General features: G+C 39.4%; 15 protein-coding genes. 12 read left to right on the forward strand and 3 right to left on the reverse strand.

Translation table 11 applies throughout. The features are described 5' to 3' along the window. The first annotated feature begins 443 nt into the window (after positions 1 to 443). The 10 genes from NGR58_RS06635 (at position 444) to NGR58_RS06680 (ending at position 15,761) form a co-directional block, all read left to right on the forward strand. On the forward strand, positions 444 to 2,975 hold the full coding sequence (locus tag NGR58_RS06635) for a M1 family metallopeptidase (protein ID WP_258088809.1): 2,532 nt from the start codon (positions 444 to 446) through the stop codon (positions 2,973 to 2,975). 23 nt (positions 2,976 to 2,998) lie between these two features. Beyond that, positions 2,999 to 3,805, forward strand: a complete 807-nt coding sequence (locus NGR58_RS06640) for an HAD-IIB family hydrolase (protein ID WP_258088810.1) — start codon at positions 2,999 to 3,001, stop codon at positions 3,803 to 3,805. A gap of 171 nt (positions 3,806 to 3,976) precedes the next feature. Continuing rightward, the gene (locus NGR58_RS06645; protein ID WP_258088811.1) at positions 3,977 to 5,965 is read left to right on the forward strand and encodes an ABC transporter ATP-binding protein/permease; all 1,989 of its coding nucleotides are present in this window, start codon (positions 3,977 to 3,979) and stop codon (positions 5,963 to 5,965) included. A gap of 189 nt (positions 5,966 to 6,154) precedes the next feature. Beyond that, positions 6,155 to 7,330, forward strand: a complete 1,176-nt coding sequence (gene nagA, locus NGR58_RS06650) for an N-acetylglucosamine-6-phosphate deacetylase (RefSeq protein WP_258088812.1) — start codon at positions 6,155 to 6,157, stop codon at positions 7,328 to 7,330. A 5-nt stretch (positions 7,331 to 7,335) separates the two neighbouring features. Further along, the gene (locus NGR58_RS06655; protein ID WP_258088813.1) at positions 7,336 to 8,040 is read left to right on the forward strand and encodes a GntR family transcriptional regulator; all 705 of its coding nucleotides are present in this window, start codon (positions 7,336 to 7,338) and stop codon (positions 8,038 to 8,040) included. Between the two features lie 254 nt (positions 8,041 to 8,294). After that, positions 8,295 to 8,906 (forward strand): 30S ribosomal protein S4, encoded by a 612-nt coding sequence (gene rpsD / locus NGR58_RS06660; protein WP_258088814.1) that lies wholly within the window; start codon positions 8,295 to 8,297, stop codon positions 8,904 to 8,906. Positions 8,907 to 9,169: 263 nt separating this feature from the next. Next, on the forward strand, positions 9,170 to 10,903 hold the full coding sequence (locus NGR58_RS06665) for a septation ring formation regulator EzrA (RefSeq protein WP_258088815.1): 1,734 nt from the start codon (positions 9,170 to 9,172) through the stop codon (positions 10,901 to 10,903). 225 nt (positions 10,904 to 11,128) lie between these two features. Next, complete coding sequence (locus NGR58_RS06670) at positions 11,129 to 13,699, forward strand: cation-translocating P-type ATPase (RefSeq protein WP_258088816.1); 2,571 nt, start codon at positions 11,129 to 11,131, stop codon at positions 13,697 to 13,699. A 227-nt stretch (positions 13,700 to 13,926) separates the two neighbouring features. Continuing rightward, positions 13,927 to 15,219 carry an adenylosuccinate synthase gene (locus tag NGR58_RS06675; RefSeq protein WP_258088817.1) on the forward strand — a complete coding sequence of 431 codons (1,293 nt, stop codon included), beginning with the start codon at positions 13,927 to 13,929 and terminating at the stop codon, positions 15,217 to 15,219. 5 nt (positions 15,220 to 15,224) lie between these two features. Beyond that, on the forward strand, positions 15,225 to 15,761 hold the full coding sequence (locus NGR58_RS06680) for a phosphoribosyltransferase (RefSeq protein WP_258088818.1): 537 nt from the start codon (positions 15,225 to 15,227) through the stop codon (positions 15,759 to 15,761). Positions 15,762 to 15,811: 50 nt separating this feature from the next. Here NGR58_RS06680 and NGR58_RS06685 read toward each other — a convergent pair whose 3' ends face one another. The 3 genes from NGR58_RS06685 to NGR58_RS06695 all read right to left on the reverse strand — a co-directional run bounded on the left by NGR58_RS06685 (position 15,812) and on the right by NGR58_RS06695 (position 17,888). Then, positions 15,812 to 16,708, reverse strand: a complete 897-nt coding sequence (locus tag NGR58_RS06685) for a cation diffusion facilitator family transporter (RefSeq protein ID WP_258088819.1) — start codon at positions 16,706 to 16,708, stop codon at positions 15,812 to 15,814. Between the two features lies 1 nt (position 16,709). Beyond that, on the reverse strand, positions 16,710 to 16,985 hold the full coding sequence (locus NGR58_RS06690; RefSeq protein ID WP_165845881.1) for an ArsR/SmtB family transcription factor: 276 nt from the start codon (positions 16,983 to 16,985) through the stop codon (positions 16,710 to 16,712). Positions 16,986 to 17,069: 84 nt separating this feature from the next. Continuing rightward, the gene (locus NGR58_RS06695) at positions 17,070 to 17,888 is read right to left on the reverse strand and encodes a hypothetical protein (protein ID WP_258088820.1); all 819 of its coding nucleotides are present in this window, start codon (positions 17,886 to 17,888) and stop codon (positions 17,070 to 17,072) included. 137 nt (positions 17,889 to 18,025) lie between these two features. Between NGR58_RS06695 and NGR58_RS06700 the strand changes: the two genes are divergently transcribed. Together NGR58_RS06700 and NGR58_RS06705 are read left to right on the forward strand one after the other, a co-directional pair. Further along, a complete protein-coding gene (locus NGR58_RS06700; protein WP_258088821.1) occupies positions 18,026 to 18,451 on the forward strand; it encodes a GtrA family protein in 426 nt (141 codons plus the stop codon). After that, positions 18,448 to 19,299, forward strand: a complete 852-nt coding sequence (locus NGR58_RS06705; protein ID WP_258088822.1) for a Cof-type HAD-IIB family hydrolase — start codon at positions 18,448 to 18,450, stop codon at positions 19,297 to 19,299. The genes NGR58_RS06700 and NGR58_RS06705 overlap by 4 nt, the downstream gene beginning before the upstream one ends. The last annotated feature ends 4 nt before the right edge of the window (positions 19,300 to 19,303 follow it).

Consider the following 19,303-nt stretch of genomic DNA (forward strand, 5'->3'; position numbering starts at 1 on the left):
CCGTATTTTATAAGGCGGAATACCTTGTAGATACATTGTGACAGCTTCAATTTGTACTTCTTTTGAAAACATAGTAAAACCCCGTAAGTTTTGGAAATTACTCCAACTTACGGGGTTCAGTTCAGACAGATTTCTGTCAGTCCTTTTTTGCTTGCAATGTATAAAAACCGACTTCAAACCGTTTTTGTTTACGCTATGTGTAAACGCGCTCCCTAAAACTGAAGTCTCAATGTAACGAGGTTTACGCCATTCTTGTCCTACGCGTTGCTACGGCCAAAAATGTCGCAAACCACGTTACAACCGACTTCAAGACGTTTTAGGTCACGCTCTGCGTAGACAATCAGCAAGTACACTTACCATAACTCTATGATAAAATGAAAGCAGCTAAAATATTATCAATCAATTTGATATTGTACGATACATAAAAAGGGGATTAGGGATTTATGGTAGAAGGAAAGCGTTTGGGCGACGTATTTCGACCAACTCATTATGATATTTATTTAGATATTAATCGAGAAACAAAAGTCATTGTTGGTAAAACAACGATCAAAGGATCTGCAGCGCAAACAGCAATTACTTTAAATCAAAAGTTCTTGTCGATTAATAATGTCACCGTTGATGGTCAGACAGTTATCGCAACGACTAACGATACGGATGAGACACTGACGTTTACTGTACCAGAGCCAGGTGAAATGACCATCGTGGTTGATTATACAGCGCCATTGACGGATACGATGATGGGTATTTATCCGTCATACTATCAAATCGGTGGTCAAAAAAAGCAACTGATTGGGACACAATTTGAAACAACTGCTGCCCGTCAAGCATTTCCAAGTATTGACGAACCAGCTGCTAAAGCGACTTTCTCATTAGCGATTAAATATGATGAACATGAAAATGAAACGATTATCGCAAATATGCCTGAGGAACGTGTCGTTGATGGTGTTCACTACTTTGCCCAAACGGTTAAGATGTCAACATACTTAGTTGCCTTTGCTTTTGGTGAGATGCAAAGTAAGTTAACTGAGACCAACAGTGGTGTAAAGATTGGGGTATTTGCGACAAAAGCTCATCAACCAGCCGAATTAGATTTTGCCTTGGATATTGCAAAACGTTCGATTGAGTTTTACGAAGATTATTATCAAACACCATATCCATTGCCACACTCATGGCAATTAGCCTTGCCAGATTTTTCTGCCGGAGCGATGGAAAATTGGGGCTTAGTAACTTACCGTGAAGCTTACTTAGCTATTGATGCCGACAATGCCTCGGTGGAAATGAAACAACGTGTGGCAACAGTTATTGCGCATGAGCTAGCTCACCAATGGTTCGGTGATTTAGTGACGATGCAATGGTGGGATGATTTGTGGTTAAATGAAAGTTTTGCCAACATGATGGAGTACGTGGCAATTGATGCCTTACAACCAGACTGGCATATTTGGGAGCTATTCCAAACGTCAGAAGCCGCTTCGGCATTGCAGCGTGATGCTACTGACGGTGTGCAATCTGTCCATGTCCAAGTTGAAAAGCCAGCCGAAATTGATGCTATTTTCGATGCTGCCATTGTTTATGCGAAGGGGTCACGTATGTTAGTGATGGTTCGCTCGTTGATTGGGGACGATGCCTTACGTCGTGGTCTGAAAGATTACTTTGAAACACATAAATTTGCAAATGCCAAAGGAGCAGATTTGTGGGCAGCGCTTGGTAAAGCTGCTGGAATCGATTTAACAGCAATGATGGCTACGTGGCTAGAACAACCTGGCTACCCAGTTGTTAATGTTAGTGTGGTTGACGGTAAATTAACCCTTGCCCAAGAACAATTCTTTATTGGTGATGGCACTGATCAAGATCGCCAATGGCAAATTCCTTTGAATAGTAATTATTCAGCATTGCCAGAACTAATGGTTACTAAGACATTAGAACTTGGCGATTATGAAGACTTACGAAAAAATGCTGGAACACCATTCCGCTTAAATGTTGACAATACGGCGCATTTTATTGTTAATTACGAGCCAGAATTATTGCAAGATATCTTAAATCATGTTGATGGATTAAGTGCCATTACGCAGCTACAATTGTTGCAAGATTTGCGCTTGTTAGCTGAGGGTCGTCAAATTTCGTATGCAGTGGTGGTGCCATTATTAAAGAGCTTTGCAATGAGCAAATCAAGTGTTGTGAACACAGCTCTTTATCAAGTGGTTGGTAATTTGAAAAAATTTGTGGCATCGGGTTCTCCTGAAGAAAAATCATTGCAACAATTAGTAGATACACTAAGCGCGAACCAATTTGATCGTTTGGGTTGGCATAAAAAGACCAATGAGACCATTGATGATCAAGTTAGTCGACCAGTGATTGCCGATGCAGCTTTGTTTGCCGAAAATAAAAATGCAGTGGCATCAGCCCACGAACTTGTACAACAAAATCAACAGGCACTTGTACAATTGCCAGCCGACATTCGGGCAATCGTTCTTGCTAATGAAGTTAAGCACTATGGTAGCCAAGCATTGTTTGACCAATTATTGACTGACTATCGGACAACCTCAGATGGTGGTTATCAACGTGATATCATGGCTGCATTAACTAAGACGTCAGATAGAGCGTTGCTAGAACAAATCGTTAGACACTTTGAAGATAGTGAAACAATTAAGCCTCAAGACTTACGTGGTTGGTATAAAGGCGTCCTTGCTAATGATGCTGGTCAACAATTAGCTTGGGATTGGATTCGCGATGATTGGGCATGGCTTGAAAAGACAGTTGGTGGTGACATGGAGTTCACCACGTATATTACGGTGACTGCTCGCATTTTTAAAACAGTTGAACGTCTGGCAGAATTTAAAGCTTTCTTTGAACCAAAGTTAGAAACACCAGGACTAACTCGTGAAATTACAATGGATATTAATGTTATTGCTAGTCGTGTAGCGTTAGTTGAGGAAGAAAAGGTAGCTGTTCAACAAGCAGTTAAAGCAGCGCTATAAAATATTGCATAAGGAGAAATAGGATGACACGCTTATTTGTGACAGATTTAGATCAAACATTTTTAAATTCAGAACGTCAATTTAATGTGCCACGTTTTTCGGCCATTTTGGATCAACTTGATAAAAGAGGTGATCAGTTTGCAATTGCATCAGGTCGCGATGAAAACTGGGTACGTAATAAATTTGGAAAATTAGCTGACCGCATGCATTTGGTTACTGGAAATGGTGCGACATGGCGTGTTAAGGGGTCAGATAAGTTGCATGTGCAAAATATCGATGCATCAGCATTAAAAAAATTAGAAGATATTTTAATTAGTGATACTTTTGAAACGATTAGTGTCATTGCCTTTTCTGCTGACAATATGTATAACCTGGCAGGACTGCAACAATTACCTGAAAATATGCAAGACTACATGGCACAGGTTTATCCTAATATGGCGACAGTTGATCATTTAACTGATATCTCAGAATCATTGACTAGTGTTACGGGTATTTTCCCGCCAATCCATTCTGAAGAAGCAATTGCTCTGATTGACGATAATAACTTGCCATTACATGCAACAACGTCGGGCTATGGAACCGTTGATATTTTAGCCGAAGGCGTCAACAAGGCAACGAGTTTGTCAATGTTGATTGATCAAGTTGATTTAACACCTGAAGATTTAACAGTCTTTGGGGATGGCATGAATGATTTGGAAATGATGCAACTGGCCGGTCAGGTTTATATCATGCCAAATTCTGATGATCGTTTGTTTGGTCGCGGTTATAATGTGGTGTCTAAAGATAGTGATCACGATGGTGTCCTGGAAACCCTTGAAAAAATTATGTAGATATTTAGAAAAAGTACATCATTTGCTTATGACAGATCTAATTGTAAGTATTGATGTGCTTTTTATTTTAAGAAGTTAAAGGCTAGACCTCACTTCCTTGACGTTAGTTTGTCGTAAAGGTTAAACTAAGTACCATAAATTGCACCGTAAATGGAAGCCGGAGGAAAATTAATGGCGTACTTAGAGTTACGAGATATACAAAAATCGTACTATCTTGGTAAAGAAGAGTTTCCCGTCTTAAAGGGAATCAATCTAGATTTTGAACTAGGAGAATTTGTTTCAATTCTCGGTGAATCTGGTGGTGGTAAGTCAACTCTAATGAATATCATCGGTGGGTTAGATCGTGAGTTTGAAGGGTCTGTGACCAACGACGGTCAACTTTTAGATCACAAACAAGAAAAGCAACTTGATGAATATCGACGCGGAACAATTGGCTATATTTATCAATCATATAATTTGATTAGCCATCTATCAGTTTTGGAGAATGTGATGGTGTCGCTAGAAATGACCCCACTATCACAGGCTGAGAAGGTAAAGCATGCGACTTCATTACTGGAACGAGTTGGATTAGCTGGACAAATCAAAAAGCATCCTAACCAGTTATCTGGTGGACAAAAGCAACGTGTTGCCATTGCGCGTGCATTAGCTTCTGATCCACAGGTCATTATTGCTGATGAGCCAACTGGGGCTTTGGATTCAGAGAATACAGCTGATGTCTTACGAATTTTAGATGAAATTGCTGCTGAAGGCCGCTTAGTTATTGCCGTTACGCATTCGCGAGAGGTTGCAGAGCACGGTACACGTATCGTACATTTGGCGGACGGGCAAATTGATGATGATCAGCGTTTGCGGGAGGCATATGACGTGCCAGAAAACGATAACCGGATGACTGATCGTCCGTTACCAGCTAGTGCGTCATATCGAAATGCTTATAAGCATTTGACCTTCAGTTTTTGGCGTAATTCATTGATTATGCTAGGAACTGCTATTGGATTATTTGCTGTTATGCTATTTTCGGGGTTAGGAAATGGTGTCAAGGCTTATATTGATGATCAGGTCAATTCATTAGCAAATCCAACGGCAATTACAGTTACTCGTCATCAAGATGACGAGGACGAAAATTCCGGTGTTGGTCAAGCAAGTGCTGGTGGTGGTGCCGTTGATATTGAAAAACAAATGATCAATGATGACCAAATGAAGCAAATCAAGCACGTTAAAGGTGCGAAAAATGTGCAACCAGGTTATCAAATGTCTGGTGTGAAGGCGAAATTGCAAGACCAAGATTATAGTCTAGGGACAGTGCAAACTTGGTCAGCAACGTACCAGAAGAAGTTAATTAAAGCGGGTCACGTGCCAGGTAAGAATGAAATCTTAGTTGATAAGAAGAATGTTGCTAAGAAATTTAATACGAAAGACTGGCAGTCAGTTGTTGGTAAGACAATGACGGTTTCTTGGACAACCGTGAAAGAGGATGGTCGTACACCGGTAAACATTACGAAAGATTTGAAAGTATCTGGTGTCATCGATGCCGATAAGGCCGGAACAGCTAACGTTGTTAACTATCGGACAGTGCGTTCAGCCTATAAAGAAGCCGGTGCTGCAACCAATGCCTTATTTGCAACAGTTCGGGTAGCTAATCCAGACGATGTGAAGCCTTTCCAAAAAGCGATTAATAAGTTGAAGGACGATGATAATAAACGTCTATATTCAGCCATTACAGTTGGATCAATTCTTGATACGATCAATACCATCGTGACATTGGCAACAAACGTGTTGGCTGCTATTGCGGCTATCTCACTGATTGTTTCAGCCTTGATGATTATTGTGACAATGTTTATGTCAGTTTCAGAACGTACAAAAGAAATTGGAATTTTGCGTGCGCTAGGTGAGAGTAAGAAAGACATTCGTCGTTTATTCACTTCAGAATCATTGTTAATTGGTATGGCAAGTTTTGTTCTATCTGTCGTATTAGCTTATGGTATCGGAGCAATAATGAATGCAGCCTTATATAAGATTGCAAAATTTGATATGATTCAGATTTCGTTTGGTAATGTGGTGACGACTTTGATATTAGCGCTAATTATTTCATTCTTGGCGGCTTTGTTGCCAGCACGTCGCGCGGCAAAGTTGAATCCGATCGATGCTTTGGCTGCTGACTAATGAACGTGAATAGATTTAAATGATATGAAACACAGTTTGCGATACAGTGGCCAAGCTGTGTTTTTTATTGGACGTAAAGTATCTGACTAGAAAAATCGGTCTAGACCGTGTAAACTTGAAGATGACTAGAAGTTAACTTCAGGCGGTTGCTATCCGCTAGTGTCATTGAAGAAATAAGGGGAATATACCATGAGTAAAGTTTTAACACATGCAACAATCTATACTGGAGAAGCTGAACGACCAGTGATAAATGATGCTTACATTCGATTTGACCAACAAATTGAAGCAATGGGGCCAATGTCAGAACTCGTTGCAACTTCGGCGGACGAATTGATTCGTGCTGATCGACAAGTGATCGTGCCAGGATTTATTGATGTTCATACACATGGTGCTTATGGCTTCGACACAATGGATGGTGAAACGACTGACATTGTTAAGATGGTTCATGGTCAAATTTCAGAAGGTATCACAGCCGTTTTCCCCACTACAATGACGCAATCGGTTGATAATATTTCCAAGGCGATGACAGCTGTTAATGAAGCCGCTGAACAAGAGCCGGCAATTGTCGGGGTTCACCTTGAAGGACCATTTATTAATCCGCACTTTAAGGGTGCGCAACCAGAAAAATATATCATTGCACCTAGTAAAGAATTGGTACAGAAATGGCATGAATTATCGGGTGACCGTGTCCGTTTGATTACTTATGCACCAGAACAGGCCGAAAATGTCGCTGAATTTGAAGATTACCTGGCTGATAATCATATTATTGGTTCGATTGGTCATTCAAATGCGACCCGTGATTTTTTGCAAAAGCAATCAAAGGCTAGTCACATTACACATTTGTATAATGCGCAACGACCAATGGCTCATCGTGAACCGGGGGTAACTGGTCATGCCATGCTTGAAGATAATATTCGTACTGAGTTGATTGTTGATGGTTTCCATGTTTACCCTGATATGGTGAATGTGGCATATAAATTGAAGTCAGCCCATCGCATTGATTTGATTACCGATTCAATGCGGGCAAAAGGACTTGGTGATGGTGAATCTGAGCTTGGTGGTCAAAAAGTTTGGGTAAAAGATAAGCAAGCACGTTTAGAGGATGGTACTTTAGCTGGTTCTGTTTTGGAATTTGACGATGCTTTCCGAAATATCATGGCTTTTACGGGAGCTACTATTCACGAAGCTATTCAGATGGCATCAGTTAATCAGGCGGTCGAATTTGGACTTGATACCAAAGGAACCTTAGCAATTGGCAAGGATGCTGATTTAAATGTCTTTAACTCGGATCTAACTGAATTAAAAACGACATACAGTATGGGCCGTCGCTTTTCAAAGCAAGACGGTGTTGAAACAAAGGAGTAGAGACTATGGGTTCTCCGGTATATATTCAAATTCATGATGAAATCCATGAAGCAATAGATGCAGGACGATGGGTACCTGGTGATAGAATTCCAGCAGAACGTGAATTAGCGGATCAATTCAGCGTCTCACGTATGACATTACGCCAAGCTATTATGTTATTAGTAGATGAGGGCGTTTTAGAACGACGTGTGGGTTCTGGCACGTTCGTATCTGAACAAAAGGTACAGGAGCATTTGAATGGTATTACATCATTTACCGATTTAATGGCAGATGCGGGGAAACAAGCGACTTCAAAGACGGTTAGTTTTCATGTCGGACGCGCAACGAATTCAGAACAGGAACAATTGCAGCTATCGTCAGATGCACGGGTGTTACGCATGGAACGTGTTCGTTATGGTGACGACGAACCGATTGCCTTTGAAGTGGCGGCAATTCCCGAGTCACTTATTGAAGGTTTATCAAGAAATGACTTAACTGATTCACTGTATCGAACGCTTGCTGAAGAGCGTGGCTTGCAAATTGGCCGTGCTCAACAAACAGTGACTGCCGCGGCTGTTAATGAAAGAATTTCTGAATATTTAGCAATTAAACGGGGTGATCCAGTTTTGGTATTGCGTCAAATTACTTATGACGCCAAAGGAACGCCATTTGAATATGTTCAAACCCAATACGTTGGTTCACGGTTTGAATTTTATATGGAAAAATCATGATAAGTTCATGGCTAACCAAATGGGATTATGATTAAACACTTGTTTATCGTTTCATATTTTGGTAAACTGTTTGAAGTGTTGAAAACTGCAGCGGGTTGTCCGCAAGCTCGTCAACAATTTACCGACCCGTTTCAATTATGGAGGAGAACACGCTAGTACCCGCGCTGCAGCGGTGAAAGTTTGGGTGAATTGCACGAATGTGAGGCAACTCTCTAGAATTCAACAAAATAAAAAATTCTGGAGGACATTTAAATATGTCACGTTATACTGGTCCTAAGTACCGTTTGTCACGTCGTCTTGGTGTTTCACTATCAGGTACTGGTAAGGAAATTGCTAACCGTAATTATGCACCTGGTGATCACGGTGCCGGCCGTCGTTCAAAGCCATCAGATTATGGTATTCAATTAGCAGAAAAGCAAAAGGTACGTTATACTTACGGTTTGACAGAACGTCAATTCCACAACTTGTTCTTGAAGGCAGGTAAGGTTCGTAAGGGTACTCACGGTGACAACTTCTTGTCATTGCTAGAGCGTCGTTTGGATAACATGGTTTACCGTCTAGGTTTGGCTACAACACGTCAACAAGCTCGTCAACTTGTTAACCACGGTCACATCTTAGTTGATGGTAAGCGTTTGGATGTTCCTTCATACGAAGTTAGTGTTGGACAAGAAATCTCAGTTCGTGAGAAGTCACAAAAGAATGTGTACATCCAAGCTGCTGTTGAAGCACAAGCTGGAACTCTACCATTCGTTGAATTTGATAAAGATACATTAAAGGGAACTTTGGTTCGCGAACCAGAGCGTGCTGAATTGGATCACGAATACAATGAAGCCCTTATCGTTGAGTACTACAACCGTATCGGATAATTTTTATTCGTTTACTGGTTTGTGGGTACACAATAAAAAAGCCAAGGCAATTGCCTTGGCTTTTTTGCTATTTTAAAATGTCTATAAATTGTTTATTTTTACAAAAAAATAGTAGAATAAGTTAAAAAAGGTTAAAGAACACCAAATAAAGTCTAAACAAATGTAAAAAATTAACATGTAATAGAAGTCACGTGGTACGCTAATCTTATTAGAATTCCCGATAGTTAGGAGTATGGTGATAATTGATCACCAGATAAAAGAGTATGACACAGATTGGACATATTGTAATTGGCTTAATCATTGTAGTAGCAGCCATTTATTTGATTATCTTTGTCTCTCAACGGTTGACAGCGCGAAAAGTTAATAAGTTAATTCAAAAGAAAGCCCAATTGGCTGAGATTCCAATGCGTGATCGGTTAGTTAAAGGGCGACAGTTGAGCTTAACGGGACAGTCTTTGAAGCAATTTCAATTGTTGGAAGCAAAGTATAACCATTTGGAAACAAACGAGTTTAACAATATTGATTTAAAAGCAAATACCGTACTATTTGATTCGCAGGGGTTAAATTTCTTAAAGACTGCGCAAGGAATGAAAAATCTCCAGCAACAAATTCGTGATGCAGAAGCAATCATTGATGTTGTGAACCAGGGTTTAAGTGATTTAGAACAAATGGATGCTGCTCATAAACAAGCAGTTAAGGACTTAGAGAGTAAATATCAAGAGCTACGAAAAGTGCTATTGTCGCAAAATTTTGCATTTGGACCAGCAATTGATAAGTTGGAAGAGATATTAGGTTCGTTAGAAGATGACTTTGCAGAGTTTGCTCGTCTGACCGAGGCCGGTGATCATGCAACAGCTGCTGGTATCTATGAAACTTTAGGCATGGAAACCAACCAATTGGAACAACGTATTGAGCAAATACCTGATCTTTTTAATAAGTTGGATGATAAAATTCCTGGTCAGTTATCAGAATTGCAAGATGCATATAACAAGATGTCTGCTGAAGGGTTTAGGTTTGAAACGAATATTGAGAAGGAATTGACAAATATTCGCGAAGAATTAGAAGCAGCTTTGGAGTTGTTGAAAGAGTTAACGCTCAAAAAAGTTTCAGAAGAGATTACGCGGATGGAAGACCGTACAGAACTCTTATATGAGACTTTTGATAAAGAAGCGAAAGCTGCCCAAACCGTTTGGGAAAATAATGAGAACTTGACCGGCTACCTTGCTCACAATAAACGGCAAAATCATGAATTATATGCCCGTTTAGATCGTTTGAACCAAGATTTTGTATTTTCAAAAGATGAAGTCGGTCAAATTCGTACTTGGGAAATTCAATTATCAAATGATACCGTCAATTTTGAGGAACTTAAACATAAAATTTCACGTCATGAGGCTGTATTTTCCAACCTAATCAGTGAACAAGTTGCCATCCAGAAGGATCTTGAACGAATTGAACGTGAACAAGTTGCACGCTGGCAAATATATCAAGAGTTGCCAGGACAATTGGAACAGTCAAAGAAACGGGTAACTTTGTTGTCAGATAAGTTACGTTTGATTCAGCGATCATTCGAACGCCAAGGTTTACCAGGACTACCAGAAACTTATCTATCAATCTTTTATTCAGTGAGTGATGAATTAGAGCGTGTTAAGCAACAACTTAATATGGCGCGCGTCAATGTTGATGATGCACTACGACAATTGAGTATTGTGACAGCGGACTTAGATACATTGCAAGAACGAACAGATGAATTGATTGAAGCGGCGACAGTTACTGAACGTTTGGTTCGTAAAGCACTATTATATCGTGATAACCCTGCAGTGGCTCAGGCAACGCAGCAAGCACGGTATTACTATGAAACAGGCTATGATTATGAACAAGCTATGAAAACTTTAGGTGTCATGCTTGATCAATTGGAACCTGGACTAACTGACCGAATTATCCAGCAGTATCGTCAAGAGCAAGCAACGTTACAAGCGGAGTTTGCTGATAATGATTAATGTTTATTAAGTATAAAGTGGTTAAGACACAAAAATGTCTTAACCACTTTTTTGTGTTAAAAAATGGCGCAAACTACGTTACACACCCGCTTCAAACCAATTTTTGTCACGCTCTCTTCTACCTTAAAAGTTACGTTTTTACTTAAAAATTTACAAAATTACTAATATCTGGTAAACTTATACACATAAGGCATACGAAATTTTTATGAAACAAAAGGAGAGTTTATGGAAGATAAGTTACCAAGTGATCATGTGTCAACCAATGTGGAAACAGGGTTGACAGAAGCCCAGGTGCAACAAGCACGAGATAAATATGGAACAAATGAATTTAGCGAAGCGCCAAAAGAACCATTATGGTCAAAAATTAAGCGTAGTTTAAGTGATGTGGCAACAATTATTTTGATAATTGCTGCGGTTATTTCATTAATCACATCGCTTATGAAGGGTGACGGACACTATTTTGAAAGTCTGTTAATTATTGGAATTGTCATTATCAATTCAGTACTATCTATTTATCAAGAAGGGCGAGCTGAAGCAGCGCTAGACTCCTTAAAGGGTCTAGAAAATGCCGAGGCAACTGTCAAGCGTGATAACAAAGTGACTACGATTCCAATTGCCGATATTGTTGTGGGTGATGTTTTAGTTCTCGAGAACGGTGAAAAAATTTCTGCCGATGCGCAATTAATTGAAACAAGTGAGTTGCAAGTTGAAGAATCTGCATTAACTGGAGAAAGTGATGCCATTGAAAAAGATGAGACGGAAATCTCTTCCGAAGATGACTCATTAGGAGATCGTTTAGATCATGTATATCGTGGAACGGCCGTTGTGAACGGTCGCGGAACGGGTGTGGTTACCGCCATTGGTATGCAGACTGAGATGGGTAAAATTGCCGGCTTATTAGGTAATGAAAAACGTGAACAGACACCATTACAAATTAGACTTGCCCAACTTGGTAAGCGTTTAAGTGTCATTGCTATTTTGGCAGCCTTGATTGTCATTGGATTAGGGATTGCATCTAGAGAACCATTACTAGAATTATTTATGACTGCTGTATCATTAGCGGTTGCCGTTGTGCCAGAAACGTTGATGATTATCGTGACGATTACATTGGCAATCGGTGTGCAAAAGATGGCTAAGCGTCAGGCGATTGTTCGTCATCTACCGGCCGTTGAAACATTAGGTTCAGCAACGGTTATTGCATCTGATAAGACGGGTACGCTAACACAAAATAAAATGACTGTTCGTCGAGCTTGGGAAGCACAAACAGATCATGTTTACCATGATGAGGAGTTAGTTGAGCAAACCCCTGATGTATTAAAGTTTGGGGCATTATCAACCAATGTGACGAAACCCGATGATGAAATAGCTGGTTTACCAACCGAAGTTGCGATGGTTAATGCACTCGGTGAGTATTCTGAATATGAAGCTTTGCAAAACAAATATCCAAAGGTCTATGAACTACCATTTAATTCAACTCGAAAGCGAATGACAACAGTTCATCGTGTTGAAGATGGTTATCTAGCAGTTACCAAAGGGGCATTTGATGTCTTGTTGCCTAAGTTCCCAACAGAGATGCATGAACAAGCAATTAAGATAAATAAAGAGTTTGGTACAAATGCTTTACGTGTTATCGCTGTCGGCGTTGTTAAGTTACCTGAAATTAGTATGGAACCAACCGCAGATGAATTAGAACAAGGTATGACCCTATTGGGATTGGTTGGAATTATTGATCCACCAAGACCAGAATCAGCACAGGCTGTTGCTGAGGCCCGTGCCGCAGGTATTAAACCACTTATGATTACTGGTGATCACGTGGTCACTGCTAGTGCAATTGCACGTGAAATTGGTATTTTAGGTGAAAATGATTTAGCTCTTTCAGGTTCAGAATTGCATAAAATGTCTGATGAGGAACTTGATAAGAATGTTGATCGGTATGCTGTTTATGCCCGTGTAACCCCAGAGGATAAGATCCGAATCGTTAAATCATGGCAAAAACGTGGGGACATTGTTGCTATGACTGGAGATGGAGTGAATGATGCGCCTGCCCTACGTCGTGCAGATGTTGGAATTGCAATGGGTAAGACAGGAACAGATGTTGCCCGTGAAGCATCAGCAATTGTTTTGACGGATGATAACTTTGCAAGTATCGTTCGTGCCGTTGAAACTGGTCGTGGTATTTATGGTAATGTTCGTAAGACTGTTAATTTCTTGATGAGTGCTAACATGTCAGAGATTATTATTATCATTGGTGCTATCTTACTTGGCTGGGGATCACCACTGATTGCCACACAACTATTGTTCATTAACTTGGTTGCCGATGGATTGCCTGGATTTGCCCTTAGTCGTGAACCAGTTCATGATAATGTGATGAACCAAGACCCTGTTAGTCCTAAGGATAGTCTATTTGCGAATGGTTTAGGAACTAGAATTGTTATCAATGTTATCTTAATTGCTGCAGTTAGTTTGCTAGCACAAAGTTATGGTGTTTATACTCATGATAGCGCCGTAGGATCAACAATGGCCTTTGTTGTATTGTCATTGACTTCAATTCTGCACGTGTTTAATATCCGTAGTGAAGAGTCGATGTTCAAGATTAAGTTTAGCGCTAATCCCATGTTAGTAATGATGGCAGGATTGGCAACAATATTGACAATTCTTCTAGTATTGCTGCCAGTGACGCAGACATTGTTTAGCTTTGTTCCATTAAGTGGTATGGCCTGGATAATTACAATTGTCTTATCATTGGTTCCGAATATTTATTGGGAAATTCATAAAGCGATTAAATCAGCTAAATAATAATTATAAGCACAGGATGTTCGTATCCTGTGCTTATTTTATATGCTATTACTTAAAAAAATCGTTTTTAATCTTTTAAATAGTAGGATATAACAGCTTGAATGATTAAAAGTCGAACTTTTAACAAAAGACCGTTGAAACGGATAAAGTTTGTTGCTACAATTGAATAAGAGTTGAAAAAGTCGATAATGTTCGTGTTTTGACGAATTTAAAAATAGGAGGCCATTATGGCAGGGATTGTAGTTGTTGGTAGTCAATGGGGAGACGAAGGTAAAGGAAAGATAACAAACTTTATCTCACAAAACTCTGATATGGTGGTGCGTTACCAAGGTGGTAATAACGCCGGACATACCATTTATGTTGATGGACAGAAATTTGAATTGTCTTCTGTACCATCTGGTATTTTTAATCCAAACCGCTTGGCGGTAATTGGAAACGGTTGTGTGGTCAATCCAAAGGCTCTATTAGACGAATTACATGAAATCCAAAAAAAGGGCGTAACGACTGAGAATCTTCGTATTTCAGATCGTGCCCACGTTATTTTCCCATATCATATGTTGCTTGATCGCTTGGCTGATGCCAAGAAGGGGGATGGCAAGATTGGTACAACTGGCCGTGGTATTGGTCCAACATATATGGATAAGGCAGCTCGTGTCGGCATCCGTGTCGTTGATTTGTTGGATGAAGAAGTGCTACGTGAGCGTCTATCTAATGTACTTGCTGAAAAAAATGAAATCCTTGAAAAGATTTACGATCACGAACCATTTGATCTTGAAGAATTAGTAGCAGAGTATGCTGATTATGGCCAAAAGTTGAAGCCATACATTGTCGATACGACTGTATTGATCAATGAATACTTGGATGATCAAAAGCGTGTATTATTTGAAGGTGCCCAGGGTGCGATGTTGGATATTGATCAAGGAACGTACCCATACGTGACATCATCATCACCTGTTGGGGGTGGCGCAACTATTGGTGCTGGTGTCGGCCCAACTAAGCTTACGCGGGTTGTTGGTGTCGCTAAGTCATATACATCACGTGTGGGGGATGGTCCTTTCCCAACGGAGCTATTTGATGAAGTTGGTGATCGTATTCGTGAAATTGGTCATGAATATGGTGTTGTTACAAAGCGTCCACGTCGTATTGGTTGGTTAGATACAGTTGTTCTTCGTCATTCAGCTCGAATTGGTGGCTTTACCCACTTATCATTAAATAGTTTGGACGTTTTGTCAGGACTTGAAACGGTTAAGCTTGCGGTGGCTTATGAATTAGATGGGCAACGCATTACGCACTATCCAGCTAACTTGAAAGATGTGCAACGTGTGACACCTATCTATGAGGAATTACCGGGTTGGTCAGAAGACATTACGGGTATTAAGTCACGTGAAGAACTACCTGCCAATGCCGAGAACTACTTGAAGCGCGTTGAAGAATTGATTGGGGTACCGCTATATACATTCGCAGTTGGCCCATCAAATGAACAAACTATTATCTTGTTTGATATCTGGAATGAGGAATAATAAGCATGTCTGAAATGAGATTAGCACGAACGGTTTTATCTGTAGATGACATTGATCAAATGGTGAAACGTGTTGCAGATGAAATTAATGAAGTACTAGTTGATGTTGCGCGGCCGGTATTTGTTGGTGTCATGAAGGGCGCTTACATGTGGATGGCTGATTTGATGCGGGCTATGAACCGCGGGATTGAATTGGATTATATTGATGTATCTAGTTATGTTGGTGATCAATCAACTGGTCATATTACAATTCAAAGAGATTTAAAGGTTGACTTGTCTGGGCGAACAGTTGTCATATTATACGAAGTCGTTGATTCAGGATTAACTTTACGCTATTTAAAGGCGGACTTTGAAGCACGCGGTGCTGAAAAAGTGTATGTTGCAGTTGCAACAGATAAGCGCCAGTCCACTACGGCAGGTGGTATTACACCAGACTTTATTGGGGCCCAAGTACCTGATGAGTTCTTGGTTGGGTACGGGATGGACTACAATGAATATTATCGAAGTTTACCATATGTGGCTGTTTTAGAATTATCTGAATAAAGCAAAGAGGTTGAGACAAAACAATGTCTCAACCTCTTTTTATTTATTGATTAAATGTCATTATATGGCTCGTTCGGCATATTATTTTCAAGCTGAATCGTTGTATGTTGAATGTGCATATCATCTTGGAGCATGTGACCAAGATGAGAGAGTAACGCCATATCACCTGGATCTTTAACAACCAGATGAACGGTTAAAGCAGTTTCTGTCGTTGAGATACCCCAAATATGCAAATCGTGTAAACTGATGACTTGTGGATTATCCAGGATAGCATTTTTAACGGAAACTTCATCAATGTTTTCAGGGACACCGTTAAAAATAAGTAGAACCGATTGTTTGAAAATATCCCATGATGACACAATGATAACAATACCGATAATGATGGAAACAACTGGGTCTAGCCAGAACCATTTGGTTAGCATGGTTAGTAAACCAGCCACAACAACTCCCAGAGAAACGCCAGCATCAGCCATTAGATGAACATATGCACCTTTTGCATTGATGTCTGATTTATGATCACCAGCCATAGCAAAAAATTTTGCTGCTAGAAAATTAACGACAATCCCAAAAGCTGATACGATCATAATCAAATTACCAGCTGGTTCGGCACCGCCGTTTAGCAACTTAACAATTGCTTCATACCAGATAACAAAGACGGCAACTAGCAGGAACAGCGCGTTAATAAAGCTGGCTAGAATAGTCGCGTTATGCCAACCATACGTGTGAGTGTCCGTGGCCCGCAAGCCAAAAACAGCCACAGCAGCCCAGGCCAGTATTAGTGACGCGACGTCGCTGATACTGTGTAAGGCGTCTGCAAATAACGCTGTTGAATGTGCGTAGTACGCAAAAATCATTTCAGCAATGATAAAAGCAGTATTTAGGATAATGCCAGTTAAATAGGGGACTTGTCTTTTTGGAACGGCTGCATGCTCGTGATGATTATGCATATTATAATTTTTCCTCCAAGTGGGTTGTCGCTAACGCAATGATTGAACGGATATGGTCATCCTTTAACACGTAAAAAACTTGTTTACCGTGTTTGTGAGAACTGATAATATCGGCATGCTTTAACATTTTTAGTTGTTGCGAAATATTTGATTGCGAATAGCCGGTGGCTGTAACTAAGTTTGAAACGTTCTGTTCATGGTCAGCTAAAATCTTTAAAATTTTTAGTCGTAGAACATTTGAAAATAATTTAAAAAACTCTGATAATTTTTCATCCATAAACATATTATAAATCGTTAATATGTTTTTTAAAAGAAAAAGGTTCTGAAATCTAATATTATTCCAGAACCTTTATTGTATCGTTTAGTTTTGTTGTAAAAAGATGACCATGATGGTCAATGTTTGTAGAATAGTAAAGAATACCATCCGATAACGTTGTTTTAAATTGAAATTAATCAGTACCATCCATGTAAAGATGATGATAATAATCGTTAGGATCGTCCAAAAATTCCAAGGTAGGCTTAGGACGTTTAGTAATAAGATAACGCCGAAAATTAATGACGTTAATCGTTTATTGCGTCCTTGTGTGACGAAGACGCTACTCATGAAGTAGAGGTAACTGAAAAATAGCGGTAATAAACTAATGATAAATGGTTGTGTTAAATATGTATTTTGTTGGTAGAAAATAACGACAGGCATGACGATAGTTGCAATACCTGAATATAAAATTAAACCGAGTACATTTTGTAAACTTAACCATGAAATGTTTATTAGTAGTAGTGTGATGGGTAACAGTGCTAGTAGCATGACTTGTTGCCCGGTGAACTGTTTATACAAGAAGTATAAGAAAAGTAGTGGGAATAAAATGACCACATAGTTTATCCAACGGGAAAAGCCACGATTAAATGTTAAAAATATCGCAATAGCTATGATAATACTATAGGTAATTAATAGTGGATTGTGTTGCCATTGGCCCCCAGCCAGGTTGTTTGAATAGATGAGCGGATATACCCACCAGATAATATTTTGTGAAATGACACAAAGTAATAAGGCTAACCATTGAATGTCTGAGTGTTTAATTTTTTTCTGTAATCGTGTTTGGCGACTGCCAGGACGTTCCGTTGCTGGACTTTCTTTAAGTTGTTTTAAACGAGATACATTATCATGAGATTCTGGATTCATAATCATGCCTTCCTAAATCATTAAGTTAAATTTGTAAGAACTGTCTATATAATTGTAGCAAACTAACCAGCTTTCGAGTGAGTTTGGTATAATGTTTTGAGTGTTATTTTGTAAATTGATTGAAATGGAGTAACGAAATGCGTACAGTAATTGAGATGCTAAGTAAATATCGAATGCAAATTATGTATTTGATTTTTGGGGGACTGACAACTGTCGTCAATATTGTGGTCTATACGGGGGCACGTTGGTCGCATTTATCGATAAACATTGCGTATGTTCTTGCTTGGATATTGAGCGTTTTGTTTGCCTATTTAACCAATCGTAAATGGGTATTTGATAGTCAAACAACGGGCTTTGCTAATATTTTACTCGAAATGGTTAAATTTTTCTTTGCACGTCTGGCAACGGGTATTGTAGGATACTTAATTTTGCTATTTGGTGTACATATCCTACACCAAAATGATATGATTTGGAATATTATCCAAAATGTATTTGTAATTGTTTCCAATTATGTATTGAGTAAATTAATGATATTTAGATTGAAGGAGAAAATTGAAAAATGACGATTAAATTAATTGCAACAGATATGGATGGTACATTATTGCGTGATGATCGGACTTTTGATTATGCACGAATGGAAGACTTATTAGATGAATTGGATGCTAAGGGTATTCGTTTTGTAGCCGCCAGTGGTAACCAATACAAAATGCTTCGTTCATATTTCAATCCTGTTGATCCTGACCGTGTCACCTATGTTTCTGACAATGGGGCCTTAGTTATGGACCATGATGAGGTGGTTGCTGAAACAAATATTACCCGTGAACAAATCGATCGGGTCATTGATTGGAATAACAGTGTTAACCCAGGAATGGAAAACCTAATTGTTTTGTCAGGTCATAACGGTGCCTATGTTTCTAACCATGCAACACCAGAAATCATTAGTATGGTAAAACAATTTTATCCAATCGTTCACCAGGTAGAGAAGTTTAAAGATATTGATGACAATATCTTCCGCTTTACATTTGTTTGGGAGCAAGGCATTGATGTCCATCAATATATTCAACAACTACGAGCAGAATTTGGTGAAGAACTACATACCACTGGCTCTGGTTTTGGAACAGTTGATATTCTAGCACCAGGTGTAAACAAACGAACTGGTCTTGAAAAATTAGGTGAAATTTGGGATATCAAGCCTGAAGAAATGGCGGCTTTTGGTGACAATGGTAACGATTTGGAGATGTTACGTTATGTGAAGTATCCTTTTGTTATGCCAAACGCAGAGGATTTTATGAAAGTACGTATTGATAATTTAGCAGTTAATGATAACAACCACAATGGGGTTATTGACACCATTGAGGCATTATTAGCGGGTGCGTTTGATGATCGTACAAGTAAAATTTTTGATAAGTAATAGT

The sequence above is a fragment of the Weissella fangxianensis genome (assembly GCF_024718545.1).
Taxonomy (GTDB): Bacteria; Bacillota; Bacilli; order Lactobacillales; family Lactobacillaceae; genus Weissella; species Weissella fangxianensis.